This is a genomic window from Klebsiella sp. CN_Kp106, assembly GCF_040064575.1.
Taxonomy (GTDB): Bacteria; Pseudomonadota; Gammaproteobacteria; order Enterobacterales; family Enterobacteriaceae; genus Klebsiella; species Klebsiella michiganensis.
On record NZ_JBEAIG010000053.1, the window covers coordinates 22,264 to 34,177 of the forward strand.

Sequence of the window (11,914 nt, forward strand, 5' to 3'; positions counted from 1 at the left end):
CTTTATGCGAGAGCGGATCGTAGCCGACTACTGCTCGTTAAGCCGCAGCGGCCAGTGAACGTAGCTCTGCCACTGGCACTCCTGTTCGACCATTTCCCGGCCCAGCGGATGATTCTCCAGCCAGCCCTGCGGCAGCGTTAACGTCAAATTTTCATCTTCGGCAGCCAGCGTAAGCATCGGCAGCAGATCGTCGCGTCGGCGGCTGGCAAACAGAATCGCCAGACGCAGCAGACGGCACATATGCTCCGCGACTCTCGGAGGCACCGCGTTTTGTTGATGAATGGATGAAAGGTCGACGGCGTTGGTTTGGTTTAACAGCAGCGTCGCCAGCAGCTTCTTTTGTGCGGGGGTAAAGCCGGGCAGGTCAAGATTGCGCACCAGCCAGGCGGCGTGCAGGGGGGCCTGCTTGTACTCCACGCTCAGACCAATTTCATGCAGCTGGCAGGCACTTTGCAGCAAATCGAAGCATAGCGGCTCAATTTCCCAGCTGTTTTCCACCTGATGAACGAAATGGGCGGCCAGTTGGGCAACGCGCTGTGCCTGTTCAGTATCAACCAGAAACCGGCGCTGAATATTGCGTAAGGTACGACTGCGAATATCCTGATCGATCGACAGGTGCAGCATGCCGTAGACCAGACCTTCACGCAGCGCGCCGCCGGCGAGCGTCATACACTGAATATTCAGCTCGCTGAAGATGGCCATAAGAATCGCCAGCCCGCTGGGAAAGACGAGCGCCCGTTCAAGCGTCAGGCCTTCGATCTCCAGCTCTTCCAGACGACCGCACTGAATGGCGCGCTGTTTGAGCTGCTGTAGCTTGGCTAAGGTGATGCGTTCATCCATCCCCTGCGCCATCATGATTTCCTGTAACGCCTGAACCGTACCGGACGCCCCGACGCACACTTTCCAGCCGTGATAGCGCAGCACATCGGCGACGGGACGCAAAACTTCACGCGCGGCGGTTTCGGCCTGGTCAAAGTTCTCTTTGGTCAGGCTGCGATCGGCAAAGTAGCGTTCCAGCCAGGTCACGCAGCCCATGGACAGGCTGAAAAGCGAGGTGGTTTGCGCACCGGTACCGGTAACCAGTTCGGTGCTGGCGCCGCCAATATCCACGACCAGACGCTGATCTGCGCCGCCTGTTGTATGCGCAACGCCCTGATAAATCAGGCGCGCTTCCTCTTCACCGCTGATAACCTGAACCGCGCAGCCGAGAATTTCCCGCGCTTTCTCCAGAAACTCACCGGCGTTAACCGCCAGGCGCAGCGTCGCTGTGGCGACCACGCGGATTTGCGTCGGGGGGATATCCTGCAAACGCTCGGCAAACAGGCGTAAACATTGCCAGCCGCGCTCCATGGCTTCCGCCGAGAGCGTATTGTCGCCGCTGAGTCCAGCGGCCAGACGGACTTTGCGTTTGATACGACTCAGGGTCTGGATGCTTCCGGCAACCTCGCGTACAACCAACATATGAAAACTATTGGAGCCAAGATCGATAGCGGCATAGAGCGAGGTGGAGCTCATACACTTCATCCTTCAAGTTGCCTCTGTGTTGGCTGCGTTCTCTTACCCGAATCACTTACCAGCGTCAGCTTGCCGCGATTCGCTTTCCTGCGGCCTTGATGCAACTTGAATGATTTTGTGTATGGCATAGTGCTTTAACCTGAACGACGACGATTACGTGGCGGACCGTTACGACGCGGGCCGTTGCCTGGGCGCGGGCGCGTAAGACGTAGAGGTCTGGGCAGTTCAGTCATCAGCGCGTCCGAATTGTATTTGCTGACCGGAATTGAATGACCGATATAGGTTTCAATTGCCGGCAGATTCAGCGCGTACTCTTCACAGGCCAGGCTGATGGAGTGACCGCTGGCGCCAGCGCGGCCGGTACGGCCAATACGGTGAACGTAGTCTTCGCAATCGTCCGGCAGGTCGTAGTTAAAGACGTGCGTAACGGCCGGAATATGCAGACCGCGGGCGGCAACGTCGGTTGCGACCAGAATGTCGATATCGCCGCGGGTAAATTCATCGAGAATGCGCAGGCGTTTTTTCTGCGCAACGTCGCCGGTTAACAGACCAACGCGATGGCCGTCCGCCGCCAGGTGACCCCAGATATCTTCACATCGATGTTTGGTGTTGGCGAAAATAATCGCGCGATCCGGCCACTCTTCTTCCAGCAGCGTCTGCAGCAGGCGCATTTTTTCTTCGTTGGAAGGATAGAACAGCTCTTCTTTAATACGGTGGCCCGTTTTCTGCTCAGGCTCAACTTCGACGTACTCGGCGTTGTTCATTTGTTCGAACGCCAGTTCACGGACGCGATAAGAAAGGGTGGCAGAGAACAGCATGTTCAGGCGCTGATTCGCTGGCGGCATACGGCGGAACAGCCAACGGATATCTTTAATAAAGCCGAGATCGTACATGCGATCGGCTTCGTCAAGCACGACAACCTGAATGGCGCCGAGGTTAATATGGTTCTGTTTGGCGTAGTCGATAAGGCGACCGGTGGTACCGATCAGAATATCCACGCCGCTTTCCAGCACTTTCAGCTGCTTATCGTAGCCGTCGCCGCCGTAAGCCAGGCCGAGTTTCAGACCGGTAGCCTGCGCCAGCGGTTCGGCGTCAGCGTGGATCTGAACCGCCAGTTCACGCGTCGGCGCCATGATCAGCGCGCGCGGCTGGTTGACCTGGCGGTCAGCGATCGCCGGGTGAGTGAGAAGATAATGAAACGTTGACGTCAGAAACGCCATCGTTTTACCGGTACCGGTTTGCGCCTGCCCGGCGACATCGCGACCTTCCAGCGTAAGCGGGAGGGCGAGTGCCTGAATGGGTGTACAATTATGAAACCCTTTCTTTTCAAGGGCTTCAATCACTGCCGGGTGCAGGGCGAAGTCGGAAAACTTCTGTTCTGTTAAATGTGTTTTGCTCATAGTGTGGTAGAATATCAGCTAACTATTGCATTAAGAAAGCGTATCCGGTGAAATAACGTCAACCTTTCGTTGGCTATGTATGAAATTATTCAAGGTGCGTCTGCGGCAACTGAACGAATCTTCGAAAGCTTAGACTACTAAGCGAGGCGAGGGTGACAAATCTGCGATAAGCCGGTTTGAACGCTGGTTGCTTTATCTTTTGCGGGGCAAAGTTCATGATGGGCATTGTGATGCAGAGAGATAAAAGAGGCATTCTGAAGAACAGCGTGCATAACGTAGCATCGACACGTCGTTGATGGCCGCGACACCAACACACCAGGCTTATTCCTGTGGAGTTAAATATGAGCGATAAAATTATTCACCTGACTGACGACAGTTTTGACACGGACGTACTCAAGGCTGACGGGCTAACCCTCGTCGATTTCTGGGCAGAGTGGTGTGGTCCGTGCAAAATGATCGCCCCGATTCTGGATGAGATCGCTGAAGAGTATCAGGGCAAACTGACCATTGCGAAACTGAACATCGATCAGAACCCGGGTACTGCGCCGAAATACGGCATTCGCGGCATCCCGACCCTGCTGCTGTTCAAAAATGGCGAAGTGGCAGCGACCAAAGTTGGCGCGCTGTCCAAAGGACAGCTGAAAGAGTTCCTCGACGCCAACCTGGCGTAAGCGGCTTGTTCTCCCGGCGTCCAGCGTCCAATTTTTTGCGGATCTCTGGACGCCCGGCGAGAGTCGTGCTAAGTTAATCTCAGACTTCGTTTTAAACATACCTTTGTTTGAATCTTGTTTTACCCAAAGCGTCCCGCAAAAATGCGCGTGAGGCTTATAATCCGGGCTTATCACTCATTCCGTTTAGTCGTTTCAGTTCTGCGTTCTTTCCTGTGACCAGGCAACGTACAGACACGAGATGAAGGCCGTTAACAGGCATGGATGTTCCTGCCATACCATTCACAACATTAAGTTCGAGAATTACCCCGAGTTTAAGAACCCACACCATTATGAATCTTACCGAATTAAAGAATACGCCGGTTTCTGAGCTGATTACTCTCGGCGAAAATATGGGGCTGGAAAACCTGGCCCGTATGCGTAAGCAGGATATTATTTTTGCCATCCTCAAGCAGCATTCGAAGAGTGGCGAGGATATCTTTGGCGATGGCGTACTGGAGATACTGCAGGATGGATTTGGTTTCCTCCGTTCAGCAGACAGCTCCTACCTCGCCGGTCCCGACGACATCTACGTATCCCCCAGCCAAATCCGCCGCTTCAACCTCCGCACTGGTGACACCATTTCCGGTAAGATTCGTCCTCCTAAAGAGGGTGAGCGTTACTTTGCGTTGTTGAAAGTTAACGAAGTTAACTACGATAAGCCGGAAAACGCGCGTAACAAGATTCTGTTCGAGAACTTAACCCCTCTGCACGCAAATTCACGTCTGCGTATGGAGCGTGGTAACGGCTCAACGGAAGACTTAACCGCTCGCGTCCTGGATCTGGCATCGCCGATCGGCCGCGGCCAGCGTGGTCTGATTGTTGCGCCGCCGAAGGCCGGTAAAACCATGCTGCTGCAGAACATCGCGCAGAGCATTGCGTACAACCATCCTGATTGCGTTCTGATGGTACTGCTGATCGACGAACGTCCGGAAGAAGTGACCGAGATGCAGCGTCTGGTTAAAGGTGAAGTTGTCGCTTCTACCTTTGACGAGCCGGCATCTCGCCACGTTCAGGTTGCCGAGATGGTTATCGAGAAAGCGAAGCGTCTGGTTGAGCATAAGAAAGACGTTATCATCCTGCTCGACTCCATTACCCGTCTGGCGCGTGCCTACAACACCGTCGTCCCGGCTTCCGGTAAAGTGTTGACCGGTGGTGTGGACGCCAACGCCCTGCATCGTCCGAAGCGTTTCTTCGGTGCCGCGCGTAACGTGGAAGAGGGCGGCAGCCTGACGATTATCGCTACGGCGCTGATCGATACTGGTTCTAAAATGGACGAAGTTATCTACGAAGAGTTTAAAGGCACCGGTAACATGGAGCTTCACCTCTCTCGTAAGATCGCAGAAAAACGCGTCTTCCCGGCTATCGACTACAACCGTTCCGGTACCCGTAAAGAAGAGCTGCTCACCACTCAGGAAGAGCTGCAGAAGATGTGGATCCTGCGTAAAATCATTCACCCGATGGGTGAGATCGACGCGATGGAATTCCTCATCAATAAACTGGCGATGACTAAAACTAACGATGACTTCTTCGACATGATGAAGCGCTCGTAAGCTAAAAACGCCAGAGAACGCCACGCTATTGCGTGGCGTTTTGTTTTCCGGGTTTGTATGATCCAGGAAGGGAAAACAAAATGGGTCTTAACGTATGATATGCGCAGGATGATGGCAGGCAGAGACGGCTTTAACAGTCTAAAATTTCTACAATAAATTTGTAATGTTCTGCTTTGCCCCTTCTGGAGTTGAGGCATCATCGTTATACTTCCCGGATTAACTATGCTGAGAGCACATGCGTTGTGAATTTACTCACTGCTATTACTGAATTAATCAGTATTTTCTTATTCACCACCCTGTTTATATTTATCGCTCGCAAGGCGGCAAAAAGAGTTGGGCTGGTGGATAAACCTAACTATCGCAAACGGCATCAGGGTTTGATTCCGTTAGTCGGTGGTATTTCAGTTTTCGCAGGTATTTGTTTTACGTTTGCTATCGCCGATTATTACATTCCCCACGCTCGGTTATACCTGGGATGTGCCGGGGTGCTCGTGCTGGTCGGTGCGCTGGACGACCGCTTTGATATCAGCGTAAAAATTCGCGCGGTTATTCAAGCCGCTATCGCCGTCATTATGATGATGGTGGGTAATCTTCATCTTAGTAGCCTCGGTTTTATATTCGGCTCATGGGAGCTGGTGCTCGGCCCTTTTGGCTTCTTCCTCACGCTGTTCGCCGTCTGGGCGGCGATCAATGCCTTCAATATGGTTGATGGTATCGATGGGCTGCTTGGCGGTCTGTCGTCAGTCTCTTTCGCGGCAACGGGCATTATCCTGTGGTTTGATGGCCAGTACAGCCTGGCGATGTGGTGTTTTGCGATGATCGCCGCCATTTTGCCCTATATTTTACTTAACCTCGGTGCGCTTGGTCGTCGCTATAAGGTCTTTATGGGTGATGCCGGCAGCACCATGATTGGCTTCACTATCATCTGGATCCTGCTGGAGACCACGCAGGGAAAAACGCATCCTATCAGCCCGGTCACGGCGCTGTGGATTATCGCTATTCCGTTGATGGATATGGTGGCGATTATGTACCGTCGCCTGCGCAAAGGGATGAGCCCATTCTCCCCGGACCGTCAGCATATTCATCATTTAATCATGCGCGCCGGGTTTACTTCCCGTCAGGCGTTTGTGCTGATCACCCTGGCCGCCGCGCTGCTGGCCCTGGTTGGCGTGGTGGCGGAATACACCCGCATTGTTCCTGAATGGGTGATGTTAATACTCTTTTTGTTAGCCTTCTTTCTTTATGGCTACTGCATTAAACGCGCCTGGAAAGTGGCGCGCATGGTTAAGCGCATTAGACGCAGAATACGGCGACACAGCGGCAATAATCCAAATTAACCAAGTCAATCTGGGGACGTGATGACTCAACCATTACCGGGAGCACAAACAGTGAACGTTGAGAACGAGCTGGATATTCGCGGGCTGTTTCGCGCCTTATGGGCCGGAAAAAGCTGGATAGCAGGTATCGCAGTGCTCTTTGCACTGATTGTTCTGGTTTATACCTTTTTTGCTCGTCAGGAGTGGAGCGCGACGGCGATTACCGACCGACCGACGGTGAACATGCTGGGGGGATACTATTCACAACAGCAGTTCTTACGCAATCTCGATATCAAGGCCAATCTCGTCTCTGTCGATCAGCCTTCGGTCATGGACGAAGCATATAAAGAGTTCATCATGCAGCAGGCGTCGTGGGATACCCGCCGCGACTTCTGGTTGCAAACGGACTACTACAAGCAGCGCCAGTCGGGTAACGCTCGCGCCGATGCCGCGCTGTTGGATGACCTGATTAACGATATCCAGTTCATGCCCGGCGATGCGCTAAAAAGCATCAACGATAGCGTGAAGCTGACGGCAGAAACCGCGCCTGATGCCAACAATCTGCTGCGCCAGTATGTGGCTTTCGCCAGCCAGCGTGCGGCAGGGCATCTGAATGATGAGCTCAAAGGCGCCTGGGCCGCGCGTACCGTACAGATGAAAGCGCAGGTGAAGCGCCAGGAAGAGGTGGCGCGAGAGATTTTCAATCGCCGCATGCACAGCGTGGAACAGGCGCTGAAAGTCGCGCAGCAGCACAACATCTCCCGCAGCGAAACCGATATTCCACCAGACCAGCTGCCGGATTCCGAGCTGTTTTTACTGGGGCGTCCAATGCTGCAGGCCCGGCTGGAAAATCTGCAGGCGGTGGGGCCGCAGTACGATCTTGATTATGACCAAAGCCGCGCCATGTTAACGACGTTGAACGTGGGGCCGACCCTGGACCCGCGTTTTCAGACTTACAGGTATTTGCGAACGCCTGAAGAACCGGTAAAACGCGATAGCCCGCGCCGCGTGTTTCTGATGGTGATGTGGGGGATTGTGGGCGCGCTCATCGGCGCAGGCGTTGCGTTATCGCGTCGCCGTGTCAAGTGAATGCGGCCTGTGGTGAAGGACATTCAGCCTTTATCACCTAATCGAAGAGAATCGATGTGAAAGTACTAACGGTATTTGGCACGAGACCAGAAGCTATCAAGATGGCGCCTCTGGTTCATGCGCTGGCAAAGGATCCTCATTTTGAGGCGAAAGTTTGCGTGACCGCGCAGCATCGGGAGATGCTCGATCAGGTGTTGAAACTTTTTTCTATTGTTCCGGAATACGACCTTAACATTATGCAGCCGGGTCAGGGATTGACGGAGATTACCTGTCGCATCCTTGAAGGTTTAAAGCCGGTGCTGGAGTCGTTTAAACCAGACGTGGTGCTGGTGCATGGCGATACCACCACGACGATGGCGGCAAGTCTGGCCGCTTTCTATCAGCGGATCCCGGTAGGACACGTGGAAGCCGGGCTGCGCACGGGCGATCTGAGCTCGCCGTGGCCGGAGGAGGGGAACCGTACGTTGACCGGGCATCTGGCGACGTACCACTTTGCGCCGACGGAAACCTCAAGGCAGAACCTGCTGCGGGAAAACATCGCCGACAATCGGATCACGGTAACCGGTAATACGGTTATTGACGCGCTATTCTGGGTGCGCGACCGGGTGTTGAGCGATGAAGCCCTGCACAACGAGCTGACTCAGCGTTATCCCTTCCTCGCCAACGGCAAGAAGATGATTCTGGTCACCGGACACCGTCGGGAAAGCTTTGGCCGCGGTTTCGAGCAAATCTGCCATGCGCTGGCGGAGATCGCCGCGAACAATCCGGACGTACAGATCGTCTATCCGGTGCATTTGAATCCGAACGTCAGCGAACCGGTGAAGCGCATTCTCGGCCACGTTGAGAACGTCATACTTATTGAGCCGCAGGATTATTTGCCGTTTGTCTGGCTGATGAACCGCGCGTGGTTGATCCTGACCGATTCCGGCGGTATCCAGGAAGAGGCGCCCTCGCTCGGGAAACCGGTGCTGGTGATGCGTGAAATGACCGAGCGCCCGGAGGCGGTCAGCGCGGGCACCGTGTGCCTGGTGGGTACCGATAGCCAGCGCATCGTCAATGAGGTCACGCGCCTGCTGCAAGATGAGTCCGCGTATCAGGCCATGAGCCGGGCGCATAACCCGTATGGCGATGGACATGCGTGTCATCGTATTTTGTCTGCACTTAAAAATAATCAGGTAACGCTATGAATTTTTCTACCATTTCAGTGATTGGCCTTGGATATATTGGCCTGCCAACCGCTGCCGCGTTCGCCTCCCGGCAAAAGCGGGTGGTCGGCGTTGATATCAATCAACACGCCGTGGAGACCATTAACCGTGGTGAAATTCATATCGTGGAGCCGGATCTGGCGAGCGTCGTCAAAACAGCGGTCGAGCAGGGCTACCTGAGCGCCACTACCGCGCCGGTAGAAGCCGACGCTTACCTGATTGCGGTGCCGACGCCGTTTAAAGACCTGCATGAACCGGATATGGTTTTCGTCGAGTCGGCGGCGAAATCTATCGCACCGACGCTGAAGAAAGGGTCGTTGGTTATCCTTGAGTCCACCTCGCCGGTGGGGTCAACCGAGCAGATGGCGGGCTGGCTGGCGGAAATGCGCCCCGATCTGAGCTTCCCGCAGCAGGTTGGCGAAGCGGCGGACGTCAATATCGCCTACTGTCCGGAGCGCGTGTTGCCGGGGCAGGTGATGGTTGAGCTGATTAAAAACGATCGCGTGATTGGCGGCATGTCGCCGGTTTGCTCAGCCCGCGCCAGCGAGCTGTATAAAATTTTCCTCGAAGGCGAATGCGTGGTGACCAACTCGCGCACCGCCGAAATGTGCAAGCTGACTGAAAACAGCTTCCGCGACGTTAATATCGCTTTTGCCAATGAACTTTCGCTAATTTGCGCCGATCAGGGGATCAACGTCTGGGAACTGATTCGTCTGGCGAATCGTCATCCGCGCGTCAATATCCTCCAGCCGGGGCCGGGCGTTGGCGGCCACTGCATCGCGGTCGACCCGTGGTTTATCGTGGCGCAAAACCCGCAGCAGGCGCGGCTTATCCGGACCGCGCGTGAAGTCAACGACCACAAACCAGAATGGGTGATTGATCAGGTCAAAGCGCGGGTCGCCGACTGCCTCGCCGCCAGCAACAAACGCGCCAGCGAGCTAAAAATCGCCTGTTTTGGCCTCGCGTTTAAGCCGAATATTGATGACCTGCGCGAAAGCCCGGCCATGGCCATTGCCGCGCAGATCGCCCGCTGGCACGGCGGCGAAACCCTGGTCGTTGAGCCAAATATTCATCAGCTGCCGAAAAAGCTCGACGGACTGTGCGCTCTGGCGTCGCTGGACGAGGCGCTGGCGAGCGCCGATGTGCTGGTGATGCTGGTCGATCATAAAGAATTTAAAGCGGTTGGCGGGGATAGCGTTAGCCAGCAGTTTATCGTCGATACCAAAGGGGTGTGGCGGTGAGAGGGCGTCTGGTAAAAGATGAAAGTGTTCGCAGCTTCGCGCGCTTTCATCGTGACCAAAACTTAACAGATCTATTTTATGCCCGCCCGCGCCAGTATTGAGCCCCTTGAGTGGGAAAACCGCTTCTTCGGCGTCAGTAGCGCCATTCTCCGCTTTGGCGACGATGCGCCGCCGCTGACGGTGCAAGCGCTGGCGGGATGGTCGCGGGTGCAGGCGAAAGTCGCGGCGGATGATGCCGCGCGCCTGGATGCGCTGCAGGCATTAGGCTTCCGGCTGGTGGAGGGCGAGGTCGATCTTGCGCTTTCGCCCGCGGCTTCTGATGATATCGGCGCCGAGCCGGCGACCGAGGTGGATATCCCCCGGCTGCGCGAACTGGCGGCGCTGGCCTTTGCGCAGAGCCGTTTTCGCGCCCCCTGGTACGCCGACGATGCCAGCGGTCGTTTCTATGCCCAGTGGATTGAAAATGCGGTGCGCGGAACCTTCGATCACCAGTGTCTGGTGCTTCGCGCCCCTGACGGCGATATCCGCGCGTTTGTCTCCCTGCGCCAGCTCAGCGAGCGCGAGGCGAGGATTGGCCTGCTGGCCGGACGCGGCGCCGGAGCGGAATTAATGCAGGCGGCGCAGCGCTGGGCCGCGCTGCGCGAGCTGACGACGCTGCGGGTGGCGACCCAGATGGGCAACACCGCCGCGCTTAAACGTTACATTCTTAGCGGTGCCAATGTCGAAAGCACCGCGTACTGGTTATACAGGTGACATGATGATTCCATTTAACGCGCCGCCGGTGGTGGGTACCGAGCTTGATTATATGCAGTCCGCGATGGGGAGCGGCAAGCTGTGCGGCGATGGCGGTTTTACCCGCCGCTGCCAGCAGTGGATGGAGCAGCGTTTCGGCACCGCGAAAGCGCTGCTGACGCCATCCTGCACCGCTTCGCTGGAAATGGCCGCGCTGCTGCTGGATATTCAGCCGGGCGATGAAGTGATTATGCCGAGCTATACCTTCGTCTCCACCGCCAACGCCTTTGTGCTGCGCGGCGCGAAAATCGTCTTCGTTGATATTCGTCGCGATACCATGAATATCGATGAAACGCTGATTGAAGCGGCCATCACCGAGAAAACCCGCGCGATTGTACCGGTCCACTACGCCGGCGTGGCCTGCGAGATGGACACCATTATGGCTATCGCCAGCAAGCATAATCTGTTTGTGGTGGAGGATGCTGCTCAGGGCGTGATGTCGACCTATAAAGGCCGGGCGCTCGGCACTATCGGCCATATTGGCTGCTTCAGCTTCCATGAAACCAAAAACTACACCGCGGGCGGTGAAGGCGGCGCAACGCTGATTAACGATCGCACGCTGATAGAGCGCGCGGAGATCATTCGTGAAAAAGGCACCAACCGCAGCCAATTTTTCCGTGGCCTGGTGGATAAATATACCTGGCGCGATATCGGCTCCAGCTACCTGATGTCCGATTTACAGGCGGCCTATCTGTGGGCGCAGCTGGAAGCGGCGGAGCGGATTAACCAGCAGCGTCTGGCGCTGTGGCAGAACTACTACGACGCCCTGCTGCCGCTGGCGCGCGCCGGGCGTATCGATCTGCCCATCGTGCCTGCCGACTGCGGGCAAAATGCGCATATGTTCTATATCAAGCTGCGCGATATTGACGATCGCAGCAAGCTGATCGCCTGGCTGAAAGAGGCGGAAATTCTGGCGGTATTCCACTATATCCCGCTGCACAGCTGCCCGGCCGGGGAGAACTTCGGCGAGTTCCACGGGACGGATCGCTACACGACCCAGGAGAGCGAACGCCTGCTGCGCCTGCCGTTATTCTACAATTTGTCGAACGTTAACCAGCGCACGGTGATTAACTCGCTGCTGAGCTATTTCTCCTGA

10 protein-coding genes are annotated in these 11,914 nt (G+C 55.6%); 8 read left to right on the forward strand and 2 right to left on the reverse strand.

The genetic code is table 11. The features are described 5' to 3' along the window. Nucleotides 1-27 precede the first annotated feature (27 nt). Both gppA and rhlB read right to left on the reverse strand, forming a co-directional pair. Nucleotides 28-1,524, reverse strand: coding sequence for a guanosine-5'-triphosphate,3'-diphosphate diphosphatase (gene gppA, locus ABLU96_RS18085; protein ID WP_160743202.1), 1,497 nt, complete (start codon nucleotides 1,522-1,524; stop codon nucleotides 28-30). Between the two features lie 125 nt (nucleotides 1,525-1,649). Then, nucleotides 1,650-2,915 carry an ATP-dependent RNA helicase RhlB gene (rhlB, locus tag ABLU96_RS18090; RefSeq protein WP_004127388.1) on the reverse strand — a complete coding sequence of 422 codons (1,266 nt, stop codon included), beginning with the start codon at nucleotides 2,913-2,915 and terminating at the stop codon, nucleotides 1,650-1,652. Between the two features lie 341 nt (nucleotides 2,916-3,256). Between rhlB and trxA the strand changes: the two genes are divergently transcribed. The 8 genes from trxA to rffA all read left to right on the forward strand — a co-directional run bounded on the left by trxA (nucleotide 3,257) and on the right by rffA (nucleotide 11,914). After that, entirely contained in the window at nucleotides 3,257-3,586 is a 330-nt protein-coding gene (trxA, locus tag ABLU96_RS18095) for a thioredoxin TrxA (RefSeq protein WP_004097507.1), read from the forward strand. 329 nt (nucleotides 3,587-3,915) lie between these two features. Next, nucleotides 3,916-5,175, forward strand: a complete 1,260-nt coding sequence (rho, locus tag ABLU96_RS18100; RefSeq protein WP_002883293.1) for a transcription termination factor Rho — start codon at nucleotides 3,916-3,918, stop codon at nucleotides 5,173-5,175. A gap of 242 nt (nucleotides 5,176-5,417) precedes the next feature. Beyond that, the gene (gene wecA, locus ABLU96_RS18105) at nucleotides 5,418-6,512 is read left to right on the forward strand and encodes a UDP-N-acetylglucosamine--undecaprenyl-phosphate N-acetylglucosaminephosphotransferase (RefSeq protein ID WP_004097511.1); all 1,095 of its coding nucleotides are present in this window, start codon (nucleotides 5,418-5,420) and stop codon (nucleotides 6,510-6,512) included. Between the two features lie 21 nt (nucleotides 6,513-6,533). Beyond that, on the forward strand, nucleotides 6,534-7,580 hold the full coding sequence (wzzE, locus tag ABLU96_RS18110) for an ECA polysaccharide chain length modulation protein (RefSeq protein ID WP_348862690.1): 1,047 nt from the start codon (nucleotides 6,534-6,536) through the stop codon (nucleotides 7,578-7,580). Nucleotides 7,581-7,636: 56 nt separating this feature from the next. Next, nucleotides 7,637-8,767, forward strand: a complete 1,131-nt coding sequence (gene wecB / locus ABLU96_RS18115) for a UDP-N-acetylglucosamine 2-epimerase (non-hydrolyzing) (RefSeq protein WP_004097518.1) — start codon at nucleotides 7,637-7,639, stop codon at nucleotides 8,765-8,767. Further along, entirely contained in the window at nucleotides 8,764-10,026 is a 1,263-nt protein-coding gene (wecC, locus tag ABLU96_RS18120) for a UDP-N-acetyl-D-mannosamine dehydrogenase (RefSeq protein WP_014227455.1), read from the forward strand. The genes wecB and wecC overlap by 4 nt, the downstream gene beginning before the upstream one ends. 78 nt (nucleotides 10,027-10,104) lie before the next feature. Next, a complete protein-coding gene (gene rffC / locus ABLU96_RS18125; RefSeq protein ID WP_064406515.1) occupies nucleotides 10,105-10,779 on the forward strand; it encodes a dTDP-4-amino-4,6-dideoxy-D-galactose acyltransferase in 675 nt (224 codons plus the stop codon). A gap of 4 nt (nucleotides 10,780-10,783) precedes the next feature. Continuing rightward, on the forward strand, nucleotides 10,784-11,914 hold the full coding sequence (gene rffA, locus ABLU96_RS18130; RefSeq protein ID WP_004097526.1) for a dTDP-4-amino-4,6-dideoxygalactose transaminase: 1,131 nt from the start codon (nucleotides 10,784-10,786) through the stop codon (nucleotides 11,912-11,914).

Excerpts from the sequence above, each read along its gene's own strand:
- trxA (WP_004097507.1), top strand. The coding sequence starts at position 3,257 with ATGAGCGATAAAATTATTCACCTGACTGACGACAGTTTTGACACGGAC.
- rhlB (WP_004127388.1), bottom strand. The coding sequence starts at position 2,915 with ATGAGCAAAACACATTTAACAGAACAGAAGTTTTCCGACTTCGCCCTG.
- gppA (WP_160743202.1), bottom strand. The coding sequence starts at position 1,524 with ATGAAGTGTATGAGCTCCACCTCGCTCTATGCCGCTATCGATCTTGGC.
- wecC (WP_014227455.1), top strand. The coding sequence starts at position 8,764 with ATGAATTTTTCTACCATTTCAGTGATTGGCCTTGGATATATTGGCCTG.
- rffA (WP_004097526.1), top strand. The coding sequence starts at position 10,784 with ATGATTCCATTTAACGCGCCGCCGGTGGTGGGTACCGAGCTTGATTAT.
- rho (WP_002883293.1), top strand. The coding sequence starts at position 3,916 with ATGAATCTTACCGAATTAAAGAATACGCCGGTTTCTGAGCTGATTACT.
- wzzE (WP_348862690.1), top strand. The coding sequence starts at position 6,534 with ATGACTCAACCATTACCGGGAGCACAAACAGTGAACGTTGAGAACGAG.
- rffC (WP_064406515.1), top strand. The coding sequence starts at position 10,105 with ATGCCCGCCCGCGCCAGTATTGAGCCCCTTGAGTGGGAAAACCGCTTC.